Annotated in this window: 27 protein-coding genes; 3 read left to right on the plus strand and 24 right to left on the minus strand. The window is 55.3% G+C overall.

Annotation, left to right across the window (positions count from 1 at the left end; translation table 11 throughout):
* The first annotated feature begins 17 nt into the window (after positions 1–17).
* A complete protein-coding gene (gene atpD, locus K0A93_01730) occupies positions 18–1,430 on the plus strand; it encodes a F0F1 ATP synthase subunit beta (GenBank protein MBW6510823.1) in 1,413 nt (470 codons plus the stop codon).
* A 38-nt stretch (positions 1,431–1,468) separates the two neighbouring features.
* On the plus strand, positions 1,469–1,879 hold the full coding sequence (locus K0A93_01735) for a F0F1 ATP synthase subunit epsilon (GenBank protein ID MBW6510824.1): 411 nt from the start codon (positions 1,469–1,471) through the stop codon (positions 1,877–1,879).
* Between the two features lie 171 nt (positions 1,880–2,050).
* Here K0A93_01735 and K0A93_01740 read toward each other — a convergent pair whose 3' ends face one another.
* The 23 genes from K0A93_01740 to pdxA all read right to left on the minus strand — a co-directional run bounded on the left by K0A93_01740 (position 2,051) and on the right by pdxA (position 23,766).
* Positions 2,051–2,788, minus strand: a complete 738-nt coding sequence (locus tag K0A93_01740; protein ID MBW6510825.1) for a FadR family transcriptional regulator — start codon at positions 2,786–2,788, stop codon at positions 2,051–2,053.
* A 141-nt stretch (positions 2,789–2,929) separates the two neighbouring features.
* Complete coding sequence (locus tag K0A93_01745; GenBank protein ID MBW6510826.1) at positions 2,930–3,928, minus strand: NTP transferase domain-containing protein; 999 nt, start codon at positions 3,926–3,928, stop codon at positions 2,930–2,932.
* Between the two features lie 29 nt (positions 3,929–3,957).
* Positions 3,958–4,407, minus strand: a complete 450-nt coding sequence (locus K0A93_01750) for a hypothetical protein (protein ID MBW6510827.1) — start codon at positions 4,405–4,407, stop codon at positions 3,958–3,960.
* 54 nt (positions 4,408–4,461) lie between these two features.
* Positions 4,462–5,037 (minus strand): Gx transporter family protein, encoded by a 576-nt coding sequence (locus K0A93_01755; GenBank protein MBW6510828.1) that lies wholly within the window; start codon positions 5,035–5,037, stop codon positions 4,462–4,464.
* Positions 5,018–5,410 (minus strand): NusG domain II-containing protein, encoded by a 393-nt coding sequence (locus tag K0A93_01760; GenBank protein ID MBW6510829.1) that lies wholly within the window; start codon positions 5,408–5,410, stop codon positions 5,018–5,020. Before K0A93_01760 ends, K0A93_01755 begins: the two co-directional genes overlap by 20 nt.
* Positions 5,401–6,399, minus strand: a complete 999-nt coding sequence (locus K0A93_01765) for an FAD:protein FMN transferase (GenBank protein ID MBW6510830.1) — start codon at positions 6,397–6,399, stop codon at positions 5,401–5,403. The genes K0A93_01760 and K0A93_01765 overlap by 10 nt, the downstream gene beginning before the upstream one ends.
* Before the next feature lies 1 nt (position 6,400).
* Positions 6,401–7,741 carry a 30S ribosomal protein S12 methylthiotransferase RimO gene (gene rimO, locus K0A93_01770; GenBank protein MBW6510831.1) on the minus strand — a complete coding sequence of 447 codons (1,341 nt, stop codon included), beginning with the start codon at positions 7,739–7,741 and terminating at the stop codon, positions 6,401–6,403.
* Between the two features lie 81 nt (positions 7,742–7,822).
* Positions 7,823–8,602, minus strand: a complete 780-nt coding sequence (locus K0A93_01775; protein ID MBW6510832.1) for an outer membrane lipoprotein carrier protein LolA — start codon at positions 8,600–8,602, stop codon at positions 7,823–7,825.
* 24 nt (positions 8,603–8,626) lie between these two features.
* A complete protein-coding gene (locus K0A93_01780) occupies positions 8,627–9,121 on the minus strand; it encodes a chemotaxis protein CheD (protein MBW6510833.1) in 495 nt (164 codons plus the stop codon).
* Positions 9,118–9,738, minus strand: a complete 621-nt coding sequence (locus K0A93_01785) for a chemotaxis protein CheC (protein ID MBW6510834.1) — start codon at positions 9,736–9,738, stop codon at positions 9,118–9,120. Before K0A93_01785 ends, K0A93_01780 begins: the two co-directional genes overlap by 4 nt.
* Positions 9,739–11,643, minus strand: a complete 1,905-nt coding sequence (locus K0A93_01790) for a chemotaxis protein CheA (GenBank protein ID MBW6510835.1) — start codon at positions 11,641–11,643, stop codon at positions 9,739–9,741.
* A gap of 23 nt (positions 11,644–11,666) precedes the next feature.
* The gene (locus K0A93_01795) at positions 11,667–12,038 is read right to left on the minus strand and encodes a response regulator (GenBank protein ID MBW6510836.1); all 372 of its coding nucleotides are present in this window, start codon (positions 12,036–12,038) and stop codon (positions 11,667–11,669) included.
* Between the two features lie 15 nt (positions 12,039–12,053).
* Positions 12,054–12,470 (minus strand): chemotaxis protein CheW, encoded by a 417-nt coding sequence (locus tag K0A93_01800; protein ID MBW6510837.1) that lies wholly within the window; start codon positions 12,468–12,470, stop codon positions 12,054–12,056.
* A 2-nt stretch (positions 12,471–12,472) separates the two neighbouring features.
* Entirely contained in the window at positions 12,473–13,762 is a 1,290-nt protein-coding gene (locus tag K0A93_01805; GenBank protein ID MBW6510838.1) for a methyl-accepting chemotaxis protein, read from the minus strand.
* Positions 13,763–13,831: 69 nt separating this feature from the next.
* Positions 13,832–14,692, minus strand: coding sequence for a protein-glutamate O-methyltransferase CheR (locus tag K0A93_01810; protein MBW6510839.1), 861 nt, complete (start codon positions 14,690–14,692; stop codon positions 13,832–13,834).
* Between the two features lie 111 nt (positions 14,693–14,803).
* Positions 14,804–15,805, minus strand: a complete 1,002-nt coding sequence (gene thiL, locus K0A93_01815) for a thiamine-phosphate kinase (GenBank protein MBW6510840.1) — start codon at positions 15,803–15,805, stop codon at positions 14,804–14,806.
* 34 nt (positions 15,806–15,839) lie between these two features.
* Positions 15,840–16,544, minus strand: coding sequence for a PilZ domain-containing protein (locus tag K0A93_01820; GenBank protein ID MBW6510841.1), 705 nt, complete (start codon positions 16,542–16,544; stop codon positions 15,840–15,842).
* 73 nt (positions 16,545–16,617) lie between these two features.
* Entirely contained in the window at positions 16,618–17,379 is a 762-nt protein-coding gene (gene ttcA / locus K0A93_01825; protein MBW6510842.1) for a tRNA 2-thiocytidine(32) synthetase TtcA, read from the minus strand.
* A 128-nt stretch (positions 17,380–17,507) separates the two neighbouring features.
* Positions 17,508–17,687: a hypothetical protein gene (locus K0A93_01830; protein MBW6510843.1), complete on the minus strand. Its 180-nt coding sequence runs from the start codon at positions 17,685–17,687 to the stop codon at positions 17,508–17,510.
* Positions 17,688–17,777: 90 nt separating this feature from the next.
* Positions 17,778–19,211 (minus strand): efflux transporter outer membrane subunit, encoded by a 1,434-nt coding sequence (locus K0A93_01835; protein ID MBW6510844.1) that lies wholly within the window; start codon positions 19,209–19,211, stop codon positions 17,778–17,780.
* A gap of 1 nt (position 19,212) precedes the next feature.
* Positions 19,213–19,791 carry an efflux RND transporter permease subunit gene (locus tag K0A93_01840; GenBank protein MBW6510845.1) on the minus strand — a complete coding sequence of 193 codons (579 nt, stop codon included), beginning with the start codon at positions 19,789–19,791 and terminating at the stop codon, positions 19,213–19,215.
* 134 nt (positions 19,792–19,925) lie between these two features.
* On the minus strand, positions 19,926–22,739 hold the full coding sequence (gene uvrA, locus K0A93_01845; protein MBW6510846.1) for an excinuclease ABC subunit UvrA: 2,814 nt from the start codon (positions 22,737–22,739) through the stop codon (positions 19,926–19,928).
* Positions 22,740–22,755: 16 nt separating this feature from the next.
* Entirely contained in the window at positions 22,756–23,766 is a 1,011-nt protein-coding gene (gene pdxA, locus K0A93_01850) for a 4-hydroxythreonine-4-phosphate dehydrogenase PdxA (protein ID MBW6510847.1), read from the minus strand.
* Between the two features lie 254 nt (positions 23,767–24,020).
* On the opposite strand from pdxA, the gene K0A93_01855 reads away from it, so the two are divergent.
* Positions 24,021–25,745 (plus strand): cation:proton antiporter, encoded by a 1,725-nt coding sequence (locus tag K0A93_01855; GenBank protein ID MBW6510848.1) that lies wholly within the window; start codon positions 24,021–24,023, stop codon positions 25,743–25,745.
* Positions 25,746–25,801: 56 nt separating this feature from the next.
* On the opposite strand, the gene ybgF is transcribed toward K0A93_01855, so the two are convergent.
* Positions 25,802–26,638, minus strand: coding sequence for a tol-pal system protein YbgF (gene ybgF, locus K0A93_01860; protein ID MBW6510849.1), 837 nt, complete (start codon positions 26,636–26,638; stop codon positions 25,802–25,804).
* Positions 26,639–26,651: the final 13 nt, after the last annotated feature.

Here is a 26,651-nt window from a genome sequence, read left to right on the forward strand (position 1 = left end):
GACAAGAGGAGGAACGGATCGTTATGAATAAAGGTAAAATCACTCAGGTTATCGGACCCGTCGTCGACGTCGAGTTCGAAGCCGATAAGCTTCCCGAAATTTATCATGCCCTCAAGATTACCAACCCGTCTCTCGGTGAGGGCGAATGGAACCTGGTCGTTGAGGTTGCGCAACATCTCGGCGAGAACACCGTTCGTACCATCGCCATGGATTCAACTGACGGCCTGGTGCGGGGGCAGGAAGTGCTCGATACCGGCAAACAGATTGTCATGCCGGTCGGTCCCGGAACCCTCGGTCGCATCATGAATGTCATCGGCCAGCCGGTCGATGAGGCGGGTGAAATCAAGACGGAACATGAATGGGAAATCCATCGTCCGACGCCTGAATTTACCGAACAATCGACCAAGGTTGAAGCGTTTGAAACCGGAATCAAAGTTGTTGATCTGATTGCTCCTTATGCCCGAGGTGGTAAAATCGGCCTGTTCGGTGGTGCCGGGGTAGGCAAAACGGTCCTGATTATGGAGCTGATTAACAATATTGCCAAGCAGCACGGCGGTTATTCAGTGTTTGCCGGTGTCGGCGAGCGTACCCGTGAAGGGAACGATCTCTGGGAAGAGATGAAAGAGTCCGGCGTTCTGACCAAAGCGGCGCTGATTTACGGGCAGATGAATGAGCCGCCTGGTGCACGTGCCCGGGTGGCCCTGTCAGCACTCACCGTTGCTGAGTATTTCCGTGATGAAGAAGGGCAGGATGTGCTCCTTTTCATCGACAATATCTTTCGTTTCACCCAGGCGGGTTCCGAGGTTTCGGCCTTGCTCGGGCGGATTCCTTCGGCGGTCGGGTATCAGCCGACCCTCTCGACGGAAATGGGTGAGCTGCAAGAGCGCATCACAACCACCAGTAAAGGTTCGATCACCTCTGTCCAGGCGATTTACGTTCCTGCCGATGACCTGACCGACCCTGCTCCGGCTACTGCGTTCGCTCACCTTGACGCGACCACTGTTCTTTCACGGCAGATTGCCGAGCTCGGGATCTACCCGGCGGTCGATCCCCTCGATTCGAACAGCCGGATTCTTGATCCCCAGGTGGTTGGCGAAGAGCACTACCAGACGGCCCGTGACGTCCAGTTCGTCCTGCAACGTTACAAGGATCTGCAAGATATTATTGCTATTCTCGGCATGGATGAACTGTCGGAAGATGACAAGCTGGTTGTTGCCCGGGCGCGGAAAATTCAAAAATTCCTTTCCCAGCCGTTCCATGTCGCGGAGGCCTTTACCGGTTCCCCCGGCAAGTATGTTGAACTTAAAGATACCATCAAAGGTTTCCAGGAAATTGTTGCCGGCAAGTACGATGATGTGCCCGAGCAAGCATTCTACATGGTCGGTACGATCGAGGAAGTTCTTGAAAAAGCCAAGAAACTGGCCGCTTGATCACTCTGACTGCGCAAAGCATCCAAGGACATTAGCTGATGGCTGAAAAACTCAAACTGGAAATGGTCACCCCCCACAAACTGGTGCTGTCGGAAGAGGTGGACGAAATTACCGCTCCCGGTGCGATCGGAGAATTCGGCGTACTTCCAGGGCACACGCCGATGTTGACAACCCTGAAGGTGGGCGAATTGACTTATCGGCAGGGGAATCAGGTGAAACACGTCGCGGTGAACTGGGGCTATGTTGAAGTTGAAGACGACAACGTAACCGTTTTGGTCGAAACGGCAGAGATGGCAGACAAAATCGATCTGGAACGGGCCAGGGCGGCCCTCAGTCGAGCTGAAAATGCGTTGAAAACACTTCCACCGGATGATAAACAATTCAAGATCATGGAAGCGGCGCTCACCCGGGCTTTGATGCGGATTCAGGTCGCTACACGGCACAGTTAGTCGTTTTTTTCATGTGAAACACCAATTTATAAGGGCGATCACCTGACGGTGATCGCCCTTATTGCTTGTTCCCTCAGGCGTGACGGAGGGGTTACCACAGCGCCCGGTCTGCCGGAAAACGTTTTTGAGAGCCACACCCGCCAAGATGCAGCCCCTGCAAAGCGGAAAAAGCTAGCTTAATTTAAGGGAATCTTTTTCTTCTTCGAGGATCCGCATCTTCTCTTCTACAAACTCAAGATGATCCATCATCCGGTCACGGGCCACCTCGGGGTTGCGCAATGAAATTGCTTCGTAAATCATGCGATGCTGTTCCAGTAACGGCTGCAAGTAGCCTGCACGTTTGTAAAATTCGGAAAGTGCGAGATGAATAGTTGCACTAAAAAGTCCGTGAATTGAATTAAGAACGTGCTGTTGTAATGTATTATGGGTTGCTGCGGTGATTATGATATGAAACTTTGTGTCGATATTCGGATCCCACCCGCCAGAGAGGGTTTGGCGTTCCATCTCGCGATAGAGGCGACCCAGTTCTTCAATCTCTTCCACGCTGGCACGTGTTGCCGCCAGAAATGCTGACCAACTCTCAATCCCTTTGCGAACTTCAACCAGCGCCTGGAGTAATTGCGGGTTGTTCTCAACCATGTTGGTGAGTGGATCGGTCAGGGTGGTTTCGGTCAGGGAGCGGACATAGGTTCCCCCCCCTTGACGCGACTCGAGAAGCCCCATGGCTTCAAGAACCATGAGCGCCTCACGCACTGATGGCCGACTGACCCCCATCATTGCAGCAAGATCGCGTTCTGATGGAATCCGCGATCCGGGAGTGAGCTGGCCGACCGAGATAAGGTCCTTGATTTGCTGAACGATTTCCTCGGAGATTTTTTTGGGACGGATAGGTTTAAAAGCGATGGTCATGCCATTACTCCTTAAGGTCGATTGGTATGACCGATTTAGCATGAGGTGTTGTAATAATCAACAGCAAAATCAGCATGTCGCTAAGCACGTTTCTCGACTGCGGGTATAACCAAGTTTCACCACGAGGAATCAACACGGATCCTAATCGGTCAAGCCCAGCAGATGAGAGTAGTCGCCCAGATTCACCGTGTGTGAGCCACCGACGACGCAGGCGTGCGCACCGATCAAGGAGTGCTGCAGCTGACTTTGTTTGACTGAGGTATCAGCGTGAATGATTGAATCACGGATCACCGTATTTTCAATCGTACAGTTCTCTGCCACGGTGACAAAAGGGCCGATGACCGATTGACGGACAACCGTACCGGGACCAATATAAACCGGAGGGATGATAACGGAGTCAATAATCTCGCCGTGAATCTTCTGCGTTTCAAGCAGGAGCTGGCGATTGGTTTCAAGTAACGTTTCCGGTTTACCGCAATCGAGCCAGGAATCGATCTCAGGGGCACGAAATTTAAACCCGGCGGAGATCATATCCATAAAAACAGCAGGTAAATAATATTCGCCTTTAACCGTTTCCCCTGCGTTTACCGCCGCTTCCAGGTAGTGCATCAACGCTGCTGCATCCTTCAGGTAGTAAAGTCCGACCTGGGCAAGGCGGGAAATCGGCGTGTCAGGTTTTTCGACCATATCGACAATAAAGTCTCCGTCAAGAACATTGACGCCGAAGCGTTGGTAATCCTCAACCTCCTTGGAATAAATCAAACCATCACAGTCGGCCACCAATGCAGGGATATTCTGTAAGTCGGTGATAAAGATAGTGTCGTTAAAAACCACCAGGACATCATCACCCTCCGCGATCGAAGGAGCTGCCTGCAACACGGCGTGAGCGGGACCGAGACGGTCTCGCTGCAGATAATAACTGCAATGAAGATGGGGATAGCGTTCGGTCATAAAACTCCGGATTTGCTCGCCCAGATCATCGGTGATAAAGATATATTCAGCAGCGGCCAGCGGCTCAAGACGATTAATAATGTGCTCAAGAACGGTTGCACCGGCAACCTGAACCAGTGACTTGGCGCGGATCAGAGTCTGGGGGCGTAAACGGGTCCCTTTCCCCGCGACGGGCAGAATGATTTTCATATTTTCTCCACTGTTGCGGCCAAACGGCCTTATTTCAGATAAAAGATGACGCTACTTGTGGGCGAAGTCGCGCTGGTGAACTCGAAACGCGCCAGCGACAAACCTTGCCGTTCCAGCAGACGACGCAGAATGTCCATTCGCGCTGTGGCCAGAGCAGCGGGGTCCGTTGTTTCAGTCGCTGCAGCGACCACTTCCAGACGCCAGAAGCTTTGCGGCTTTTGTTGCAAAAAATCGAACCATTGGGCGAGCTGCGTGAGCATCACAAGACGAGGGAACACGGCACCAGGATTGAACAAAGGCTCGGCAAATTGAACCCGCAGGGGGGCAGCAGTGACCACAACCGATTCAAGTTGAATATCCGCCGCGTGTAAAGCAGCCGGCGGTGGCGTAGCGGGCATCGAAAGCGGGGGGGGCTGCTCAATGACCTGAGCGCAGGAAAGAATGCCCGACAATATCAGGATAAATAGCAAACGAAACATGGTTTCTCCTTGAAAGCGGGGTAATTATAACAAAAAAAAGAACGAAAAGGAGCATTAAAGCGGTTCTGTGGGGCGGTTTGTGGGCGCTTCAGCAAACGAAGGGTGACGACGAATGGTTTGCAGCAGAAAATCAGCCGCAAAACCATTAATCAGCCCGGCAACAAGAGCAAAGAAAAGAAAAAATGGGAAGAGCGACCAGAGACCGGGATGCTGGACCAGCAACAACCAGGCGAGGAGCATTTGGCCGAATACGTGGCCGACCGCACCAATAACTGAAACGCCGATCGGGCTGAAGTAGCGCTTGCCGAGGTGACAGGCGAGTGACATCAGTGCAACAGCGGCCAGGCCACCGCCAAGGGAAAGAAAAAAGCCCGGTGAAAAAATTCGCCCGAGAAGCAACGAAGCAAAACCGATACGGGTGAGGGTGACAGTGAACGCGGCTCTAAAATCAAACAGATAGAGGGCCAGCAAAGAAAAAATATTGGCAAAACCGAAACGAAACCAGGGGGCAGGGGTTGGAAACAGATATTCGACCGTATGAATGGCGGTTGCCAGGGTTGCCAGCAAGGCAAGAAAAATATAGCGGCGGGTGCGCTCCAGACGCAGCGGGTCAACGGGTGATGAGGTCATAATCAAGATCACGGCCACTGCGACCGGTTATGCGCAGCAGCAACTGGTTCGGCACACAGGCCAGCAGGTCGCCCGACTTGCTGGCGCGCCCCATGCCGATGCAGACCTGATTTGGACAGGGGGATGCAATGAAGTGAACCGCACCGTCCTCGATAACAACTTTTGAGGTGCCAAGTGGACCATCAAGGTTAATAACGCGATCGGTGTCGAGCGCCAGCTTGTAGGTCACCTGGTTTTTTTGCTCGACGATGAGATGCACACCGGCAGCACGGAAGGAACGCAAGGACAGAAAAAAAACACAAAACAGGATCAGTCCGCTGACTAACAACCGGTCGCCAACGGTCATCCGTTGCCAGAGATACTTCAGTGCCATGACAGCAACGTGGACATCCCCGGCGTCAGATGGAATTCCCCCGCCGGGTCGATAATCAGGCCCTCGGTTGCAGGAAAGTCGGAAAGCAGGGCAATCCCCGCCTCCGGACCGAGGACAAAAACAGCGGTCGCCAGGGCATCCGCCAGTGCCGCACTGTCGGCAACAATCGTGACACTGCGGGAGCGGCGACCGGGGAAGCCAGATGCCGGATCAAAAATATGGTGATAACGGACACCATCCCGTTCAAAAAACCGTTCGTAGTCCCCTGATGTGACCACCGCACGATCGGCGAGTGCGAGTGCCGCAACCGTTTTGTCTGGTGCAAGCGGATCCTGAATACCGATTAACCAGCGTTCCTCCGGCGACTTCCCTCCAAGCAGGACAATATCGCCACCAGCATTCACCGAAGCGTGCTTAATGCCGCGCTGCCGCAGCAACAGTGCGGCGCGATCAATGGCATAGCCTTTGGCAATGGCACCCAAATCGACAGCGAGATGCGGATTTTTTTTAGTTACTATTTGCCCGTTCAAGGTCAGGGCCTCTGGACCGACGCCGGTCACTGCGACCGAGATTTCAGCCGCCGTCGGGACATGCGGTGCGGTCGAACCGATAGCCCAGAGCTGCTTGAGCCGCCCAAGGGTCATGTCAAACCCTCCGCGGGAGGCTTTTGCAACGCGTAACCCCAGGGCGAGAACCTCGGCCGTTTCAGGGGCAACAGCAAAAGGTTCAGTCGCTACCGAAAGACGCGCCACATCACTGTCCGCAAGATGTGGTGACATCAAATGCTCAATGCGTGCAATTTCGCAGAAAGCTGCGGACAAAGATTCCTCAAGGATGTCCAGGTCGGGGCCAAAGGCGATAATTTCCACCACCGTGCCGAGCAAAAGTTGCTGTCGACGGAGTTGATGGCTGGTCGGCAGCAGAACAAAAAAACCGACGATGATCACAAGGATCGAAAACAGGGCGAACCTGATGCGTGACGACCGCACGCTAGGCCTCGACGATTTCACCGACCAGATCGTATTCCGACGAGTCGGTGATCCGCAGGTTGACGATCTGACCGACCTCTGCGTTACCGGCGGTCACATAGACTTTACCGTCAATATCCGGCGCCTGACGAATTGAACGTCCCTGCAACAGCAGGTCGGTTTCATCGCTGAGCCCCTCGATCAGAACCGGCTCAACCCGATTGATCAGCGCCCGGTTCTTGCGAAACGAAATACGACCCTGGGCTTTCATCAATTGGTGGTAACGGCGATTCTTGACGGTGTCGGTGACCTGATCGGCAAACAGCGCGGCGGGAGTACCATCTTCACGCGAATAACGAAACACCCCCACCCGCTCCAGATGCCCCTCTTTAACAAAATCGAGCAACTGTCGAAAGTGGTCATCGGTTTCGCCTGGAAAACCGACGATAAATGAGGTGCGCAAGGTGATGTCGGGAACCGCCTGCCTGATCCGCGCGATCAGCTTGCGAATCGCTGCCTGATCCACGCGACGATTCATCTGCGACAGGATGTCATCAGCAAAATGCTGGAGCGGAATATCGAGATAGGCGCAAATTTTATCTTCAGTCGCCATCAGTTCCAGCAGTTCGTCACTGATGTTATCGGGATAGGCATAAAGCAGCCGTAGCCAGGCGAGCTCTTCAATCTGTACCAGCTCGCGCAATAACTTTTCCAGTGCGCCGGATTCACCAAAGTCGCGGCGGAAAGCGGTGATATCCTGGGCAATCAGGTTGATTTCTTTGACCCCCGCGCTGGTCAGGGCACGCACCTCATCAACGACAGATGCAATTTCCCGTGAGCGCAGCGCGCCACGAATCTCCGGGATGACGCAGTAGGAACAGTGGTTGGAGCACCCCTCAGCGATTTTGACGTAAGTTGAATAAAATGGCGAAGAACGCAGTCTCGGCGTGGTGTGATCGTAGAGAAAATTACCTGTGCCGATGTCTGTCAACGGGATTCTATCCACAAGACATTGTTCAATCAGCGTCGCCAGGCGCGCCGCATCACCGGTGCCGATAAACAGATCAACCTCGGGAAGTTCCTTACTCAATTCATCCCGGTAGCGTTGCGGCAGACAGCCGCTGACGATGAGCAGCGAACAAGGACCACTGATTTTGTAGTCGGCAACGCTGAGAATGGTATCGACCGATTCCTCGCGGGCATCGCTGATAAAAGAGCAGGTGTTGACGATGATGATATCTGCCAGACTCTCGTCGGTAGTGATGGTGTAACGATCATCTGGAAGGTGGCCGAGCATGATTTCGGCATCGACCAGATTTTTAGGGCAGCCGAGGCTGACCAAAGCGACTTTGAGCTGTTTCAAAATAATGCCCTTTACGAAAAATGAACGCGGCAAGGAGACCTTGCCGCGCGTAAGACGTGATCCACGCAACTGAAGATGAGATTAAAAACCCATCGATTCCCCGGTCGGACGGACCACATCGACGTTAGGTGGTATCATAAAATCGAACGATTGCAAAAACATTCCGCGATTGGTGCGAATATTACTGAATTCAATGATCGTTAAATTATCGTAAGTGTCGTAGACGCTGGTTGACAGAATCGGGAAAATGCTGTTATCAGGTGTGCCGCTGTGCCGCGCGAGAACCGCATTGCGATCAACGACGACGAGCATTTTGTGAAACATGGTGGTGGTTCGATTCGGTTCCAGCTGGAGAATATAGTTCCCCGCAACATCCTCGTTCGGGTCGGCCCAGCGAATAAAAAAATCGCGGGACAGATTGCTGAGTCCGGTCAGAAACGTCATCGGGTTGTTCTGCCGCGCCAGCGTCGTCTGTTCGATATTGGACAAGATCACCTGCCGGTTTTCCGGAAGATAAACCCACAGTTTTTCACCATTAGAGACGAATTCCTGGCGGGTTGGCCGGTCGTATTCCCAGCGAAAGAGCACCTTCGGAACTCGCCCGGCGCTACCCTCATCAAACTTGATGAAGACCCGCCCCTCACCGCGTTGACTGCGATCCAGGGAGGAGATATGGGACTCCTGAAAAAAATCGGCCTGGAAATCAACGATTTTTTCTTCCGGTGGGGCGTCGGGAGTAAACGGCCGTTCGAGCGCGGCAATGACCTCGCGCAGACCGATTGATTTCCCGCCCGGGGGAGCGGCGCAAGCCACCGCAGCCAGTAACAGGAATGAGGACAAAAGAAAAATGATGCGTTTCATATGAAACTCCTCGCTGAAATGATTTTATAACGCCAGGTCGTGGTGCTGCCCGCGCACCGACTTAATAATAACCATTCCAGACGCCAGGTCAAATTCGAGAGTCCGCCCATGGTTGCCGCCGACGTCTTCGGCAATGACCGGGATGTTGCGTTTTTTTAGAACCTCCCGCGCCGCCCTGGTATTACGAACCCCGATCGGTTCTTTTCCCGACCCTGGTGATGGCTCGAACATTGTCGCGCCGCCGACCAGCTTGGCGGTCAAGTTCTCGGTCGCGCATCCACGTCCATTTAACTCGGTTATCATCATGGTGATGGCCTCATCGACAAATTTTTCACGGCGTTGACCGTCGTTGCTGGCCAGTGCATGGGGGAGGAGGGTGTGGGCGAGACCACCAAGTCCGGACGATTCATCGTAGAGCACAACCGCGAGACATGAGCCCAGTCCGTAGGTCACCAGTACCGCAGGAGGGGTGGCGATCAGATATTGAGCAATCCCGACGCGCAGGCGATTCTCGCTCATAACGGGTTCCCCACGACGCGCAGGATGACTGCCATCGAACCGGGATCCGGGAGCAGGAAAAAATGGCCGGTGATTGCGTCAGGGGTGTGCTGGGTGCCGTGAAAAACCGTTTCCACCATCAACGCGTAATCGCCTTCCTGACTCAATTCGATCAGGACGTGATCCGCTATCGCCCCGGCCATATCGTAAGCCAGGGCCGGAACCGAAGGGATCAGGGTCAAACCGAGAACTGAACCGAGGGCGTTCAGATACGCCGAGGCAAGGATGTTGCCGACCTCTTTCAGGGTGGAGGTAGCAATGTCGTCAAGCTCGCTACCCCGGTGCGCATCGCCAAGCAGAATCGTCAGTAGCCGGTTGACACTGTCGGTCGGAAAAACGAGCAAAATATCACCTCTGGCTCCTCCGAGGATCTGCAACGAAATGCCCACCACCAGCCGTTCCGGACCACCAAGGATTTCCGGAACCGCAGAGATGTCGGTGACGGTAACATGTGGCACTTTAAGATAAATTGTTTGACCGATCAGCTGGCTCATTGCCGTCGCCGCGTGACCCATGCCGATGTTACTGACTTCTTTCAGCGCGTCGAGTTGCTGATCGGTAAGCGATTGAAAGACCATCTAGTGCTCCCGCGATTTACTCGCCACCGCCTTCAGGCGACTGGCGAGCAGGTATTGTGGGTCGATGATAAAGATAATCCGACCGTCGCCGAGGATTGTCGCACCGCTCACGCCGACCAGCAAGTCAAGCGGGAAGGACAGCGTTTTGACAAACGCTTCGCGCTGTCCCGAAAGCCGGTCGACAACCAGTCCGACCTTGCGACCCCGTGCCTCGGAAACGACAACCTGGATGGTGTCAGCGGGGGGCGGGGCGTCGATCCCGAGAACTTTACTCAGGGATAAAAGGGGAATAATCTCTCCGTCAAAGCGGGTAACGTTCTGCCGACCGGACAATTCAATCGAACTGCTCTCCAGTTCAAGCGTGCGAAACACCCGCGTGATAGGGATGCCGAGGGTCTCGTTGCCGCATTCAACCAGCAGGATACGAATGATTGCCACGGAGAGGGGGAGTTTTAACAAAATACGGGTTCCCTGCTTGGGACGCGAAGAAAACTCAAGCGTTCCGCCCAGATTTTCAACGGCGGATTTTACGATATCCATGCCCACGCCACGCCCGGAGGTTTCCGTTACGCGGGTGGCGGTAGAAAACCCGGGATGACAAACCAGCTGTAAAACATCGCGAACCGGCATCGATTTAAGCTGTGTCTGGGAATAAAGACCGCTTTCCACTGCTTTGGCGCGGATGGCGCTGATATCCATACCCTCGCCATTGTCAGCAACTTCAATCAGCACAAGATCCTTCTCGCGCCACGCTTTGATGACGATTTCACCAGATTTTTCAATCCCGTGATCAATCGCATTGCGAACCATGTGCACCAGCGGGTCGGAAAGTTCTTCCAGAATTGCCCGGTCCATTTCAACGTCCACGCCTTCCAGGCGAAGATCGATTTGTTTGCCGGTTTTTTTGGCAAGATCACGCACCATACGTGGCAGGTGCCCGGTGATACTCTCCATCGGGGTCATGCGAACCTGCAAAACGTGATGATGCAGATCGGTGATCAGCCTGGCGAGTTGATCGAGTCCTGAACGTACGTCATGCCACTGTTCCTGATCAGCGGCGGCCTGCAACATGTAGCGGCTGGTTAAAAGTTCACCGGTCAGGTTGATAAACTGGTCAAGCAAGCGGGTGCGTACCCGCACTGTGCGTGGCGCGTCATCTTTGCGTGACGTCTGCGGCGCGGGATGGATTGTCGCGGCGGGGGACAGCTCACAGGTAACTTTGGCCACGTCGGTAATGCTGGCAAGCAGGGGCTGAAGATCGGTCGGATCACGGTCGGTTACGAGCTGAATCGACAGCCCGGAGAACGGTGCGCCGGAACGTAACTCTTCTTCGCTCGGGGAGCTGGAAAGAAGTTGGCCGAGACTTTTCACCTGGCGGAGAATCAGTAAGGCGCGCGCCGCCGGTGCTGCCGCATCTGTGGCCAGCGCGATCTGGATTTTCATGCTGGCTGTCTCAGGCGGAGCAGCGGTGATGGGAGCGGGAGTTAGCGGGGTAAGAGCAGGGACCGGTTGCGCTGGCGGTTCGGCCTGTGGAGCATTTTGCGGCGGCGCCGCAACCGCTAGAAACTCGGTGATATCGCGTTCGGGAAGATCGGCATTTATATCCTCGACCAACCCTTCGAGGACGTCGAGACCGGCCAGCAGGCGATCAATAGCTCCGCCGGGCACACTGCCGCTCTGGCGAAAACCGTCGAGCAGATCTTCCAGGTGATGAGCCAGCTCGGCGGTTCGGACATAACCCATCGAGGCCGCCATCCCTTTAATAGAATGGGCGTCACGAAAGAGGGTATCGATACACTCGCGATCGTGCGGGTTCTTCTCCAGAGCAATCAGGAGTTGTCCCATGTTTTTGAGATGTTCGTTTGTTTCGGAAAGAAACATCCCGCGGTATTTGGACATATCCATAGTGGCGTTCCTGAAACGATACCTCAGCGGGAGGCAGTGACGATGCGGCGAACGATTTCCAACACCTGTTCTTCCTTAAACGGCTTGACGATAAAGTCCTTTGCCCCGGTTTCAACGGCTTCGACAACCAACGCTTCCTGCCCGAGAGCACTGCACATGACGATGTTGGCATCAGGAAATTCGTGAATGATTTCGCCAAGAGCCTCGATACCGCTTTTTAACGGCATGACGATATCCATGGTGACCAGATCAGGGCGGATGTCGCGGTAACGTTCGACAGCTTCGACGCCGTTCGCTGCTTCCCCGACAACTTCAAGGCCGCCCTTGATCATGATTTCCTTGAGCATGTTGCGCATAAACAGGGCATCGTCTACGATCATCACCCTAACAGCCATTCCTGCCTCCTGTCATCAGTCTTCACCCAAGGATGATAATAGTTGTGGAACGTCAAGTAGATTAATCATCCCCTCATCACTGGTTAATACGCCGTGGATCAGTTGTTTGCTGCTGACCTCCGGTGTAACCGGCTGCATCCCCTCGGTGTCGAGGGAAACAATCGCCCCGACTGAAGTAAACGCCAGCCCCAGCGTTGCAATATTAAGGGAGAGGATAGCGACGCGCGCATCGCGCTGGTCTCCCTCGTAGCCAATCAGCGCGGCGAGATCAATAATTGGCACGACATTGCCGTGAAAATTGATTGCACCAAAGAGATGTCGCGGAGCCCGTGGAATATAGTGAAATGTCGGCGACTCGACAATTTCCTGGATGTAATCAATATGCAGCCCGAACAGTTCACGATCGAGGTGAAAAAGCAGAAACTGTTCCACCGTCAATCCTCAATCACTTCTGCATCTGTGGCTTCTTCAAGCTTGAATCGTTCGACGACTTCCAGCAACTCTTCAGAAAGAGAGGAAAGCTCATTCGCGGCGTGTGACATTTCTTCCATTGAGGCGGATTGCTCTTGCGTCACTGCGGAAACTTCCTCCGTTGCCGCCGCGTTGTCAGAGACAACCTTGGCAATTTCCTCAATCGTCTGTACCATGTTTTTGGAGCTGCTGAGCTGTTTCTGCGAAAGTTCCGCGATGCTGGTCGCCTTGATTTGAGTGTTTTTAGCGGTATCGATGATTTTTTCAAACGATTGGCTGTTGATATCGATCGCCTGGTGGCTGCTATCCATCTCTTTGATCGTTTCCCGCATCGACACCTGGATATCCGCACTTTCGGCGCGGATCACCTCAATCAGGCGGGTAATCTCCGAAGCGGACGCCCCCGTTGAATCGGCCAACTTGCGGATTTCCTCGGCGACCACCGCAAAACCACGACCGTATTCACCGGCGCGGGCGGCCTCAATGGTCGCGTTCAGGGACAGCAAGTTGGTTTTTTGTGCAATCCCGGTGATGAACTCGACGATCGTTCCGACTTTTTGCACCTGGGCACTGAAGGCCAGGATCTTTTCGCCGTTGGTTTCAACATCGGCGAGCACCTGTTTCATCTTAGTCATCGTTTCGCGGGCGTTGTCTCCCCCGCTCTGAGCCGCGCTGGCTGTTTCGCTGGCCGAAGCGGCAAGCTTGTTGGCCGAGGAGGCGATCAGGTCGATCGAGACCGCGATTTCCTTGATCAGGCGGGTCGAACGTTCAACCATCTCCGACTGCGTCTCCGCGCCGCGGCTGATCTGTTCAACGGTGCCCGCAACTTCGTTGGTCGAGGCGGTCATTTGCTCCGAGGTTGTTGAGAGCCCTTGTGCTGAATGAGTAACTTTCTCTGCCGTCGTACGGATATAACCGAGAAGTTCGCGCAGGCTGTGAACGACCGTGTTAAGCGAAGCAGCAAGATCGCTGGTCTCGTCAGGAAAGCGCCCGGCATGTATTTCAATGTCCTGCGACAAATCCCCTTCTCCGAGCCGGTGCGCCGCCCCGGTCAATATCCTGATATTGCCGGTAAAGGCCTTGGCGAAGGCCGCCCCCAGAACCAGCCCGACAAGAATGGCACAGCCGACGGAAAAAAGTTGTTGCCATTCCGGGGGCACACCGGTCAGCGGAGTGATGATGTTGACCAGAACAATCGAACCGATGACAACGATAAAACCGAGGATGAATTTATAACTGATCTCTACGCGCATTTATCCTCTCCTTTTAATAAAATCGATTGGCGGAATTATAGCAAAATTATCACGCATAAACAGGATATTTTAATACGCCTCGGCCAGGGTCCGCCGGTAAATGCGTTCCGCAGGCGAGTCAACGGTGAAAAGGCGTCTGGTGTTTCCCTGAAGCGTCTCCGCTCGGCCAAGAATGAGATAGCCTTCGGGATTAAGCGCCTTGGCGAAGCGGCGAAAAACGTTTTCCTGCTCATCCCGGGAGAAGTAGATCATCACATTCCGGCACATAATCATGTCACAATCAGGGAAAAGATCTTTGCCAAGAATATTATGCTGGCGAAAGGTTACCATTTTACGGATTCTTTTCGCGAGATGAAAGTGGCGATCCTCCTTGACAAAGTAGCGTGCAAGAATTTCCGGCGGGACTTCGGCGAGGCGCTGCTCCTCATAGCGCCCCTGACTGGCCTGACGAATAATGTCATCACTCAGATCGGTCGCGAGAATTTTTACCTCCAGCCCCTTGCGGTCAAGATTGTCAAGCAATAAAGCCAGAGAATATGGTTCCTCTCCTCCGGCGCAACCGACGCTCCAGATGTTGATCTCGCTGCGCCCGAAAGCGTGCAGTTTGTTGATCAGCAGTGGAAGAATCTTCTCTTCCAGCAGGATAAATGTTGACGGGTTGCGGAAGAACTGGGAGACGTGAATCATCAATGCCTCAACCAGCGAATCAACCTCCTGTTCGCTTTGGTGCAACAGGGCGATATAGGGGGTTGCCTCATGGAATCCGCAGCGCCGAATCCGGGTGGCGATCCGGCGTTTCAGACAACGATCTTTATACATGTCAAGATCAAGATCGCGGCGTGCCAACAACAACGCGCGAATCTCGGCGAAGGCGTCGTCAGGAAATTCCGAACCGACAAGAGGTTCACTGCCGGCAGATTGCTTCGTCATGGGATAGAAATATACCTCCAGTAGTACATTAGAGCATAAGAAAGGCGGCAAAGAAAGATCAAACCTCAGCAAAAACAGGTGAATGATCAAATTTCAGGGTTATTTCACCAGTCAGTCGCGAAAATGGTTGTAGCCTTGGGCAGGAAGATCAAACGCTTTATCCAGGTGGTCGGTAATTTGTCGCGCAGCGGGGTCTGCTAAGAGGTTGCCGATACAGGTTATCGGCAGGCCAGTGGTTGCCGATAACTGTTCGATGGCCACCGATTTTTCTGCGGGCGAGCTGAAAAGCAATTCGTAATCTTCTCCGCCGTTCAGGGCCAGGTTCAACAGCTCAGGATCGTTTGACAGGGACGCGGCAAAGGCCTTCGATAACGGCAACGCCCGACCGTCAAGACGGCACCCCACTGCTGAGGCAGTCAAGAGATGTTCCAGATCACCCAGAAGTCCATCAGAAATATCAAGCATCGCCGTGGCCAGATGCTGGCGGGCCAGTTCACGACCGATCAACGTGCGCGCGACCGGGTTGTAATGGCGCTGCGCCAGTACCTCGGGAGGGTGCTCTCCACGTTGCAGCAGCGCCAGGGCCAAGGCGCTGTCGCCGATGGTGCCGGTAACGTAAAGCAGTTCACCGGCATGCGCCCCGGCACGGCAAATCATTTCGTCAGGGGGGACTGACCCGAGGATCGTCACGGCGATAAAAAGTGGTCCGGGGGAGCGGCAGGTATCACCACCAATCAGCACAACGTCGTAGTCTTTGGCCGCGGCACGGACGCCAGCGAAGAACTGCTCGATATGGTCCAAAGGAAGATTCTTCGACATTCCGAGTCCCAGGGTGATATATCGCGGCGTTCCGCCCATGGCGGCAATATCGCTGACGTTGACGCTGACGCACTTGCGACCGAGCATGAACCAGTCGGTCCAGTCGAGACAAAAATGGATCGATTCCAGCAGCAGGTCGGTGCTGGTCAGCAGCAGGTCAGTGGCTGGCAGCACCACGGCCGCGCAGTCATCACCGATCCCGAGGACCACGTCCGGCTGCGTTGCAGTGCCTTTGCGGATGCGTTCGATCAGACCGAACTCACCGATATTACAGAGTTTTATTTTTTGGTTCATACGTTGTCGGGTATGCTGTTGCGCCGGGACAGGATCAGATGTCTTCACGCAAGGCGCCGAGAACGCCCGGCGCAAGAGCAAAGAAGGTAAGCCCTTCACTGAAGACCCAGCCGGGGATTTTTTTGCGGACCCGGGATAAATAATCGATAATGATAAAGTCGCGCAGTAGTTGACTCATTTCCGGCGCTATGCGCTGAAATTGAAGCCCGATCTGAGAACCGTTTACTTCATGGTTGGAGGAAACATAGGAAACCTTGCTTTGCAACAGGACCGTTTTATTGCGCAAACGAAGCTGCAGCAGCATTTCTTCCTTTTTGATCAGTTCAAAGGGCAGATGGATTCGGCAACCGAGGTCAGACAGATTAATCAGGGTCGCGGTGACTGCCCGGTTGCGAACTTTGAGTTTGACATTCAGCTCCAGATTAATGCGCAGATGACACCGCGATGGCTTGAAAAAATAAGCTTCGAGAGTGCGCCACAGACGTTCGAGTGAAAGTGGGAAAACGAGCGTATTTCGCTCCTCGTTGTCTGTCGAACCGATACGCAAAACGTCAGCCCATCCCTTCCCGGCGATACAACCCTCCTCCGCCAGTAACAGCGCAGAGGGGGCGGGGGTGTCGCTGATCTGGTGTCCCCACTCCTCAATCAAGGCGCCGAGAAAGATGCCCAACGCTTCGGAGCGGGTGGCAAGGCCGACGAACTTGCGCTCGCGCCGCGATGTGCTGTTCAGGATTCCCATGGATGTATTTCCATATTGATGTGCTCTTTACGCTGGTTGAATTCTAGCCCAGACCGATCGGGTTGCCAAGACATTAAAAGAAATTTAACGTATTGTCGAGCAGATGACGCGGCTGAACGTTTCCCAGGGCATGCAAAACACTGCGGCGCAGGTGAGGAATATCGGTAGTGAGTTCCTTGACCAGCCGCTTCATGCGCTGGCGTTGCTGGTCGATCTGACCACAGACCGGACAGGCGCAGCAGATAATCGGCAGCGCATTGCGTTGCGCAAAGGTGATAATATCCTGTTCTTCGACATAGACCAGAGGGCGAATGACCGTGTGGATGCCGTTGTCCGCAACCAGCTTGGGGCTCATCGCTTTTAATGCACCGACGTAAAATTGATTGAGCAGCAGGGTCTCGATAAAATCATCCAGATGGTGACCGAGAGCGATCTTGTTGCAGCCAAGTTTTGTCGCCAGAGTGTAAAGAACTCCGCGGCGCAGGCGGGCGCAGAAGGAACAGTAGGAGGTGCCGGGGCGACGCCTGGCCTCAATTATTTCGTAACCGTTGGTCTCTTCCAGCCGATAGGCGAAAGCGAACTGTTGCAGATGTTCTTCCAGGCGTTCCTTGCGATAGCCCGGATAGCCAACGTCGACATTGACCGCAATCAGCTCAAACTTGATCGGAGCACGGCGGCGGAGTGCGTCGAGCAGATGGAGCAAGGTGTACGAATCCTTCCCCCCCGACACCGCGACCGCAATGCGATCACCCGCTGCGATCAGTTCGAAATCTCCGATCGCCTGACCGGTGAGTTTTTTGAGTTTACGAAACAGGGCGTCTTCGGTAATCGCCATGTCGCCTCCACAGGACTGAATCAAGGCGCTTATGTGTAGTCGATACGCAGCAAAAATGCAAGGTGAAAGCTCGCGAAAAAGGGGCGACCTGCTGGCCGCCCCTTTTTCGCGAGCGCAACTGCTGCGGTTTAAATTTGCGGCCCGGCCTGAGTGAAGTCGGAGGTATTGTCGTCCTTGATGGACTTCTTCAAGTTGTCGATGAACATTCCGGCCAATTTTCTTGCCGTCGCATCGAACGCATCCTTGTTGGCCCAGGCATTACGCGGGTTGAGTCCCTTGCTGTCGACATCCTGCAGTTCCTTGGGCATCTTCAATCGAAACCAGCGCGATTGTTCAAACTCGGCCTGTTCGATGGTCCCGTCAAGGATCGCATTGACGCAGGCGCAAGTCGCAGCACATTACGGCTGAGGTTGTTCCTTCCACCCTCCGCCAAGGACTTTGTAGAGTGTTGTCAGATTGTTGAGGCGGGTCTGGTGGGTCGTAATTATCCCCTGTTGAGCAGCATAGAGGGTACGCTGGGAATCAAGTACCGCCAGGTAGCTGTCGGCGCCGTTGTCGTAGCGGGCCTGCGAGAGCCGGAAACTTTCTGCGGTGGCATCGGTGAGCGCTTGTTGGGCCGCGAGTTGCTCGTCGATAGTCCCCTTCTGGGCGAGAGCGTCGGCAACTTCGCGAAAAGCTTCCTGGATGGCTTGTTCGTAGCGGGCCACGGCGATTTCACGATCGACCTTTGCGACCTCAAGATTAGCCTGATTGCTGCCGCCAGTGAAAATCGGCAGGGTAATTTGCGGGGCAAAACTCCAGGCGCGTGAACCCGCCTGAAAGAGCCCCTCCAATTCGTTGCTGCCGGTACCGAACGAACCAACCAGCGTGATGCGTGGAAAGAAAGCTGCGCGCGCGGCACCGATGTTGGCATTGGCCGCTTTGAGTAGATTTTCGGCCCGGAGGATGTCGGGACGGCGCAGCAGAACAGCTGACGTCAGGCGCGGGGAGAGTTCATTCAAAGCGCAGGAACCATCGGTCAGCGCGGCAGGGAGAAGATCAACAGGGACATGTGTGCCAAGAATCGCCGCCAGGGTATTCTCGTCCCGTGCCACGAGATTGGTATAACGGGCGATATCGACCCGCGCGGCCGCAACGCTGGTACGGGCACGGTTAAGATCAATGACCGAAGAAACGCCGGCCTCGACGCGACTGTTGATCAAACGGTAACCTTCCTGCTGATTAGTCAGGGTTTTTTGCGCAAGGGCCAACCGTTCACGGTCGGCAGCCAAGGCCAGGTAGTTATTTGCCAGTTCGGCGATCAGGCTGATCTGTACGCTGCGGCGCACTTGTTCGGTGGCGAAGTACTGTGCCAGCGCCTGATCTTTGAGATTGCGTATCCGCCCGAACATGTCCAGCTCATAGGCGCTGACCCCGAGACCAACGCTGTACTGGTGAATTGTGGTGGCATTTCCCGTGCTCGAAAGATCGGCCGGTATCCCCTGTCCGCTGCCTGCGGCAACCCCGGCGAGCTGGGGAAAGAGCTCGGCTCTGCGGATCTGGTATTGCGCCCGTGAGCGCTCAATATTGAGTGCTGCGACGCGCAGGTCCCGGTTGTTTTCCAGTCCCAGCGCAATCAACTGGCGCAGTTTTGGGTCGGCAAAAAAATCCTGCCAGTGAAGATCAGCCACAAGCTGGGCAGACCCTTCAGCAGTGTCGCCCTGGTCGGCCGGGATAGTTGGCCATTGCGCCGGGACAGGCGCTTCGGGGCGGGCGTACTCAGGGGCCATGGTTGTGCAGCCGTTCAGACCGAGGAACGCCGCAGCAGTTATTGTCAAAAGTCGTTTTTTCATATCAATCAACCTCCACGGGTTGGCTGTTGGTCGGGAGCGTTTTGCTGTCAACTAACTGTTTAGCAGGAAATATCCTGCGGATCACCACAAAAAAGACCGGGACCAGAAAAATTGCCAGAACGGTGGCGGTGAGCATCCCGCCGTTCACCGCGGTCCCCATGGCGTTCTGCGCTCCTGACCCGGCTCCGCTATTGAGCGCAAGGGGCAGGACCCCGAAGAAAAAGGCGAGCGAGGTCATCAGGATCGGACGCAGCCGCAGCCGGGCTCCCTCCAGGGTGGCCTCGATCAACCCCTTGCCGTGCTCCATCTGCTCCTTGGCGAACTCGACGATCAGGATGGCATTTTTCGACGCGAGCCCGACGGTGGTGAGGATGGCAATCTGGAAGTACACGTCGTTGGCGAAACCGCGTGAGGTCGCGGCCAGCACCGCCCCGACAATCCCCAGCGGCACGACGAGCATGACCGAGACGGGGACCGCCCAACTCTCATAAAGGGCCGCCAGACAAAGGAAGACCACCAGCAATGAGATGGCATAGAGCGCCGGAGCCTGGGCTCCGGCCTGACGCTCTTCGTAGCCCATATTTAATCAAAAGTTGGGTCTAATTCCCCGCAGCTTGCTGCGCGCGTTAGTAAGGGTTGTAGGCTGTTGATCCCCGGCAGCTTGCTGCGGGGTAGTTCATTCCTCTCCGCCGGAAATTTTTACACGGACAATTTTCAGATATCGAGATAGGAGCGCAGGTAGTTGCCGGTGTGTGAACAGGACACTTTCGCGACCTCTTCCGGCGTCCCGGCGGCCACGATCAGCCCGCCGCGACTCCCCCCTTCAGGACCGAGGTCGATCAGGTGATCGGCGGTTTTGATGACATCAAGATTGTGTTCGATAACGACCACCGTGTTGCCGGTGTCGACCAGCCGGTGGAGGACATCGAGCAACTTCTGGATGTCGGCAAAATGCAGCCCGGTGGTCGGTTCATCAAGGATATAGATGGTGCGCCCGGTGGCGCGTTTGCCGAGTTCCCGCGACAGTTTAACCCGTTGCGCCTCGCCGCCGGAGAGGGTGGTGGCGCTCTGGCCGAGCTTGATATAGCCAAGTCCGACCTCGCGCAACGTTTCGAGTTTATTCTTGATCCGGGGGACATTTTCGAAAAAACGCGCGCCTTGATTGGCGGTCATATCGAGTACATCGGCAATCGACTTCCCCTTGTAGTGCACCTCCAGCGTCTCACGGTTGTAGCGTGCTCCCTTGCACACTTCACAGGTCACAAAGACATCGGGCAGAAAATGCATTTCGATGCGGAGGATGCCGTCTCCCTGACAGGCCTCGCAGCGTCCCCCTTTGACATTGAAAGAAAAACGCCCCGGCTTGTAGCCACGGATTTTGGCGTCGGGGAGTTGCGCAAAGAGATCGCGAATATCGGTAAAGATGCCGGTATAGGTCGCCGGGTTGGAACGCGGGGTGCGTCCGATCGGCGATTGATCGATATCGATCACTTTATCGAGCAGTTCCAGTCCGAGGATCTCACGCACCTTCCCGGCTTTTTCTTTTGAACGGTTAAGGCGTTGCGACAGCGTTTTGTAGAGGGTGTCGATAACCAGAGTTGATTTCCCCGACCCGGAGACGCCGGTGACACAGGTGAAAACTCCGAGCGGAATATCAACATCGATATTTTGCAGGTTGTTGTCACTGGCTCCGCGAATACGCAGGAACTGATCGCTGCGTCGCCGTTGTGCCGGGGTGGCAATCTCCAGCTCGCCGGAAAGGTAGCGTCCGGTCAACGATGCCGGGTTGGCAAGGATTTCCTGCGGCGTACCGGCGGCAACAACCTCCCCCCCGTTGACCCCCGCGCCCGGACCCATATCGATGACGTAATCGGCTTCGAGAATCGTTTCTTCGTCGTGCTCGACCACCAGCACGGTGTTGCCCAGATCGCGCAACCGCTTGAGCGTGTCGAGCAGGCGGCGATTGTCGCGCTGGTGGAGACCGATCGACGGTTCATCGAGAATATACAGGACTCCGACCAGCGATGAGCCGACCTGGGTCGCCAGCCGGATACGTTGTCCTTCCCCCCCCGACAACGTCCCGCTGGTGCGGTTGAGGGTCAGATAGTCCAGGCCGACATGGGTCAGAAAGGAGAGTCGCTGCAGGATCTCCTTGAGTACCCGGCGGGCAATTTCAGCTTCCTTCGGGGGCAGTTCAAGGTCGCGAAAAAAGTTTTCCGCTTCGACAATTGACAGGGCAGTGAGGTCACAGATTGTCTGCCCGCCGATCTTTACGTACAGCGATTCGGAACGCAACCGCGCCCCGTTACAGGTCGGGCAGGGCATAATGTTCATAAACCGTTCGAGGTTTTCTCGCACCACGTCCGAATCGGTTTCGCGGTAGCGCCGTTCGAGATTCGGGATCACCCCCTCGAACACTTTGTGGTAAAAGTGACGCCGCTCCCCTTGATCGAAGTAGAATTTGACCTTTTCGGGGGTTGAACCGTGTAATAACACTGTGCGCACCTGCTCCGGTAATTGGCCGAACGGGGTGGTGATTTTGAAGTGATAATGCTCTGCCAGGGCCTCAAGAATCTGCTGATAGTAAACGCCGCTGCGGCTCTCCCACGGCACAATCGCCCCTTCGCGCAGCGATAATTCCCGATTTGGCACCACCTGGTCGGGGTCGAAGTATTGGCGGGTGCCGATCCCGGAACAGTCCGGACATGCTCCGTAGGGACTATTGAAAGAAAACATGCGCGGAGTGACTTCAGCAAAGGAGATTCCACAGGCGACGCACGCGTGATGCTCGGAAAAAAGCATGCTTTCGCCGTCGATCACTTCCACCCGCACCACGCCATCGGCGAGGCGCAGGGCGGTTTCGAGGGAATCGGCAAGGCGTCCGGCGATCTCCGCTTTCATCACCAGCCGGTCGACGACGACCTCTATCTCGTGTTTTTTGTTCTTTTCAAGCTCCGGCAAATCACTCAACTCGTACATTGTGCCATCGATCCGGACCCGGACAAAACCGTTCTTTTGCAGGTGTTTGAGCTCTTTACGATGCTCACCCTTGCGGCCACGCACAATCGGCGCAAGGATCAGCAGTCTTGTCTGTGCTGGCAATGTCAGTACCTGGTCGACCATCTGCTCGATCGTTTGCGAAGCAATTTCACGACCGCAGCCGGGGCAGTGGACCCGGCCAACGCGAGCGAAGAGCAGGCGCAGATAGTCATAGATTTCGGTGACCGTACCGACTGTGGAACGGGGGTTCTTTGAGGAGGTTTTCTGCTCAATCGAAATCGCCGGGGAAAGGCCCTCGATGCTCTCGACATCCGGTTTTTCCATCTGCTCCAGAAACTGGCGGGCGTAGGCGGAAAGACTTTCAATATAGCGCCGCTGCCCTTCGGCGTAGATAGTATCGAAGGCCAGCGAGCTTTTGCCTGAGCCGGAAACGCCGGTGATGACCACCAGCTGGTCGCGTGGAATTTCGACATCAATCCCCTTGAGGTTATGTTCACAGGCATTTTTGATGATGATTTTGGTGGCCATGAGGTTAACTTTCAGCTCAAAGATGAGAGCTTTTTTGTGTCATTTCTTCCGCCATCCGCACCGCTGCCACCAGGCTCGCGAAGCTTGCCGTGCCGGTGCCGACCAGATCGTAGGCGGTTCCGTGATCGACCGAGGTGCGGATGATCGGTAATCCTAAAGTGACGTTCACGCCATCCTCAAAATGCAGCAGTTTAAGGGGGATTAACCCCTGATCGTGATACATACAGATGACCGCGTCGTAAGCACCACGTGCTGCAAAATGGAAGAGAGTATCGGCGCTGTGTGGCCCGCTGGCGTTGATTCCGGCGGCGCGGGCGGCGGCAATCGCCGGAACGATCAGACGTTCTTCCTCGTCGCCAAACAGCCCACTCTCCCCGGCATGGGGGTTGAGCGCCAGGACTGCCAGCTGCGGGGTGCGCACCCCGCAGTAGTCGCGCAACGCCTGATCGGTGATGCGGATGGTTGCCTCGATCTCCGCGCGACTCAAGGTTGCGGGAACGGCGGAAAGGGGCAGATGAGTGGTCACCAGGCAGACGCGTAATCGCGCTCCGGCCAACATCATGACCACCTTCTCCACCTGGCAACGTTCCGCCAGCAGCTCGGTATGGCCAGGGAAATTGCACCCGGCGCTGCGGATCGCCGCCTTGTTGATCGGCGCGGTCACCAGCCCGGCGGCCTGACCGCTGCGGCAGGCCTGACAACCCCACTCGATATAGTCGAGCATCGCCCGGCCACAGGCGAGGTCCGGTTGACCGGGGAGCAGGGTTTCCACCGCTAATTGCGACAGATTTTTTACCGCCAGTTCCCGACCGGCCAGGTGTAAACGATGGGTAAGCAGCGGTGCCCCTGGGACGGCTTCAGTCCGGGCCGCGACATGAAACACCCTGGCAGCCTGGGCGAGCACGGCGACATCCCCCGCCACAATCACTGGTCGTGTCGAGCTCAACGCTCCCGCAAGGAGAGCCTGAATAATAATTTCGGGACCGATCCCGGTCGGATCGCCCATGGTAATCAACAGTGGTTTCATTTCGCTCTCGCTACAGTTAAAAGACACAGTATAGAATAGCCGGGTGTGCAAACTCAATCGTAATCACTGTCGATCAAAGCATATCTGCGCCCCGGCGGTGCCAATTAATCAGCCGTTTTTGCCAGGGGGGAATGATAATTAATAGTGGTGAGGAATGATTTTATCAGCTAAACTTGGTGCGACGCAAAATGGTTTGCTCTCATACCTGACCCGGCGGACGATGTGAAATTCCGTGGTTACGAGGTAGATCGAAGATGATGTTGCAACTGCTCACCGGGCTGGCGACGGTTTTTCTCGGCGCGTTGATCGGCGGTCGACTTGCTTCAATGTGTTATGTGCCGCGCGTAACCGGGTATCTACTGGTTGGCCTGCTGATCGGCCCGTCGATGTCCGGGCTTCTTGGGCTTCCGTCGCTCTTGACCGGGGCCGCGCTGGAAGAGATGCGGATCATCGCCGATGTTGCGCTGGCCTTGATTCTGATGAATATTGGCGGGTCGTTCGAACTTGAAAATCTGCGCCGCTGGGGACGTCGCTTGTTGATTTTTTCCGCCACCGAGATTCTCGTTACCTTCTTTTCGGTCGCGCTGGCGACTGGTCTGCTCAATCAGTTTTACCTGCATCATATAATTTCCGGTCTGTCCCTGTGGGAGACGTCACTTTTTTCTGCCATTTTTCTTGGCATCATCGCCTCGGCGACCGCTCCTGCGGTCACGATGATGGTTGTCCGCGAATACGAAGCGGAGGGCCCCGTGACCAGCACCATTCTAACGCTGATCGGTCTCAACAATCTGGTTGCGGTGCTCAGCTTTGTGATCGTGACATACTCCCTGCTTCGCCCCGAAGAGGGTGTCGCTGTATTGTTGCTGAAAACCTGCGGGCCACTGCTCATCGGCTCCGTTTTTGGCTTTTTCCTCGCCGCCTGGGCGCAGCGACTGGAACTACCGAGCGAACACAAAACACTCCTGCTCGGCGGTGTCATCAGTTGCACGGCGCTCTGCCGTTATCTACAGGTTGATTTCCTGCTGGCTAATCTCATGCTCGGCATGGTTCTCGCCAACAGCTCACCGCGCTGGCACCGGCTACAGGAGAGCTTGCGTCACATCGATTATCCGCTCTATGTTGTATTTTTTGTCTTTGCCGGAGCGACGCTGCATATAGAAACACTCAGCCAGATCGGATTGATCGGTGTGGCTTATGTCCTCGCCCGAACCCTTGGCAAGTGGCTTGGCAGTCGTTGCGGTGCACAACTCGGCGGTTTCGGCAAACGTGAGCGGGCCTATGCGGGGATAACGATGCTTGCTCAGGGCGGAGTCGCGATCGGTCTTGCCGGCCAGATCGCGTATCAATGGCCGACCGGCGGCCACCTGATTGAAACTATCGTCCTTGGCGCGGTAGTGATCTTTGAATTGATCGGACCGCTGGCGATTCGCCACGGCCTGGTTCAAGCCGGGGAGGTTCCGCTCCTCTCCCTGCTGCAGAAGCGCGCCCCCCTCAGGACCATGGAGGGGTTGCATAATGTCGCCCAGCACTTCCGTGCGGCGCTTGGGCTACCAGGACATAATTTCAGCGATCCAGGCGACATCCACGTCCGCCACATCATGCGTCAGAATATTGAAACTGTGCGCAATGACACACCCTACTACGATCTGCTCAAATTTATTTCCCACAGCCGCTATGACCGTTTTCCGGTGGTTGATGCCGAACAGCGTTTTCTCGGTATGATCAACTACACTGAAATTCGCGACCTGCTCTTTGAACCGACCCTTGCGCCGTTGGTCGTTGCAGGGGATCTTACCGCCGCCAACCCTCATGCGATCAACCCCGAACAATCGTTGCGCGAAGCGTTGAAGGTGCTGCAACTGAACCGTAATATCAGCTATTTTCCGGTTGTCAGCAAAGATGAGCCGGACCGTCTTCTCGGCATCCTCAGCCAGAACGATGTCCTTGCCGCCTTCCGCCGGTTGAAAGCCGACCCATGAAAAAGGGGGCGGCAATCGTTTGCCGTCCCCCTGCTTTCTCGAAAATTGCGCTGCCCTTATTTCTTTGTTTCCCACTCTTCGAGGCGAGCCTCAGCCTTGCGCGCTTCTGCCACTTCAGGATACTTGCTCAGCAGTTGCCGCAAAATCACTTTGCCGCTTGCGGTATCACCCAACAGATGGAATGCGGTTCCCTGCATCAACAGCGCCGCGGGCAATTTCGCGTGACCGGGGTAATTGTCGATCACGTGTTGAAATTGAAGAATTGCCTGGTCGAACTTCTTCTCGGCGAAATAGGCTTCACCGATCCAGTAGCTGGCATTGCCGCACAGCGGGTGATTGGTAAAGTGCTCGATAAAAACACCCAGCCGTTCACGCGCGGCGGCATATTCTCCCTGCTCACGCAGTAATTTGAGCGCCGCCTGGTAGAAGGCTTCGGGAGCGGTGTCGGTAGTGATCGTAACCTTTTCGGGGGGTAAGGGAGTCGCCGTACTCACGGGAGGCTGGTCGGCTTTGGCACTTTCAAGTGCCGCCAGCCGATTTTCGAGCGCGGCCAGTTTGATGCTCAACTCGTCCTGAGTTAAGCCCAGGCCGGCGGCCAGCTGGTTGTTGGTTCGTGAAAAATCTTCCAGCCGCCCGTAGAATGACTGAAACTCGACGCGGAAGGCATCGAGATGCACCTGCTGATCAGCGGCACGCCGGTGCAGCTCATTGAGGCGTTCCTGAGTCTCGGTGCTGCGCTCCAGGCGCAACGCAGCCAGCCCCCGTTCCGTTTCGGCAAGGCGACGTTTCATTTCACTCAGGTTGCGTTCCATCGTCAGCTGCTGGCTCGTAGCGAGACAGCCGCTCAAGGTCAGCAGAACAACAAGTGCAGCGACCCAGATACCCTGTTTCATGATCTTGAGCTCC

The sequence above is a fragment of the Desulfuromonadaceae bacterium genome (genome assembly GCA_019429445.1).
In the GTDB taxonomy this organism is placed as follows: Bacteria; Desulfobacterota; Desulfuromonadia; order Desulfuromonadales; family JAHYIW01; genus JAHYIW01.

What these genes read in the sequence shown, in the direction of transcription:
- K0A93_01735 (MBW6510824.1), top strand. Translation starts at nt 1,469, where the DNA reads ATGGCTGAAAAACTCAAACTGGAAATGGTCACCCCCCACAAACTGGTG.
- K0A93_01740 (MBW6510825.1), bottom strand. Translation starts at nt 2,788, where the DNA reads ATGACCATCGCTTTTAAACCTATCCGTCCCAAAAAAATCTCCGAGGAA.
- K0A93_01745 (MBW6510826.1), bottom strand. Translation starts at nt 3,928, where the DNA reads ATGAAAATCATTCTGCCCGTCGCGGGGAAAGGGACCCGTTTACGCCCC.
- K0A93_01750 (MBW6510827.1), bottom strand. Translation starts at nt 4,407, where the DNA reads ATGTTTCGTTTGCTATTTATCCTGATATTGTCGGGCATTCTTTCCTGC.
- K0A93_01755 (MBW6510828.1), bottom strand. Translation starts at nt 5,037, where the DNA reads ATGACCTCATCACCCGTTGACCCGCTGCGTCTGGAGCGCACCCGCCGC.
- K0A93_01760 (MBW6510829.1), bottom strand. Translation starts at nt 5,410, where the DNA reads ATGGCACTGAAGTATCTCTGGCAACGGATGACCGTTGGCGACCGGTTG.
- K0A93_01775 (MBW6510832.1), bottom strand. Translation starts at nt 8,602, where the DNA reads ATGAAACGCATCATTTTTCTTTTGTCCTCATTCCTGTTACTGGCTGCG.
- K0A93_01780 (MBW6510833.1), bottom strand. Translation starts at nt 9,121, where the DNA reads ATGAGCGAGAATCGCCTGCGCGTCGGGATTGCTCAATATCTGATCGCC.
- K0A93_01785 (MBW6510834.1), bottom strand. Translation starts at nt 9,738, where the DNA reads ATGGTCTTTCAATCGCTTACCGATCAGCAACTCGACGCGCTGAAAGAA.
- K0A93_01790 (MBW6510835.1), bottom strand. Translation starts at nt 11,643, where the DNA reads ATGGATATGTCCAAATACCGCGGGATGTTTCTTTCCGAAACAAACGAA.
- K0A93_01795 (MBW6510836.1), bottom strand. Translation starts at nt 12,038, where the DNA reads ATGGCTGTTAGGGTGATGATCGTAGACGATGCCCTGTTTATGCGCAAC.
- K0A93_01805 (MBW6510838.1), bottom strand. Translation starts at nt 13,762, where the DNA reads ATGCGCGTAGAGATCAGTTATAAATTCATCCTCGGTTTTATCGTTGTC.
- K0A93_01810 (MBW6510839.1), bottom strand. Translation starts at nt 14,692, where the DNA reads ATGACGAAGCAATCTGCCGGCAGTGAACCTCTTGTCGGTTCGGAATTT.
- thiL (MBW6510840.1), bottom strand. Translation starts at nt 15,805, where the DNA reads ATGAACCAAAAAATAAAACTCTGTAATATCGGTGAGTTCGGTCTGATC.
- K0A93_01820 (MBW6510841.1), bottom strand. Translation starts at nt 16,544, where the DNA reads ATGGGAATCCTGAACAGCACATCGCGGCGCGAGCGCAAGTTCGTCGGC.
- ttcA (MBW6510842.1), bottom strand. Translation starts at nt 17,379, where the DNA reads ATGGCGATTACCGAAGACGCCCTGTTTCGTAAACTCAAAAAACTCACC.
- K0A93_01830 (MBW6510843.1), bottom strand. Translation starts at nt 17,687, where the DNA reads ATGCCCAAGGAACTGCAGGATGTCGACAGCAAGGGACTCAACCCGCGT.
- K0A93_01835 (MBW6510844.1), bottom strand. Translation starts at nt 19,211, where the DNA reads ATGAAAAAACGACTTTTGACAATAACTGCTGCGGCGTTCCTCGGTCTG.
- K0A93_01840 (MBW6510845.1), bottom strand. Translation starts at nt 19,791, where the DNA reads ATGGGCTACGAAGAGCGTCAGGCCGGAGCCCAGGCTCCGGCGCTCTAT.
- uvrA (MBW6510846.1), bottom strand. Translation starts at nt 22,739, where the DNA reads ATGGCCACCAAAATCATCATCAAAAATGCCTGTGAACATAACCTCAAG.
- pdxA (MBW6510847.1), bottom strand. Translation starts at nt 23,766, where the DNA reads ATGAAACCACTGTTGATTACCATGGGCGATCCGACCGGGATCGGTCCC.
- K0A93_01855 (MBW6510848.1), top strand. Translation starts at nt 24,021, where the DNA reads ATGATGTTGCAACTGCTCACCGGGCTGGCGACGGTTTTTCTCGGCGCG.
- ybgF (MBW6510849.1), bottom strand. Translation starts at nt 26,638, where the DNA reads ATGAAACAGGGTATCTGGGTCGCTGCACTTGTTGTTCTGCTGACCTTG.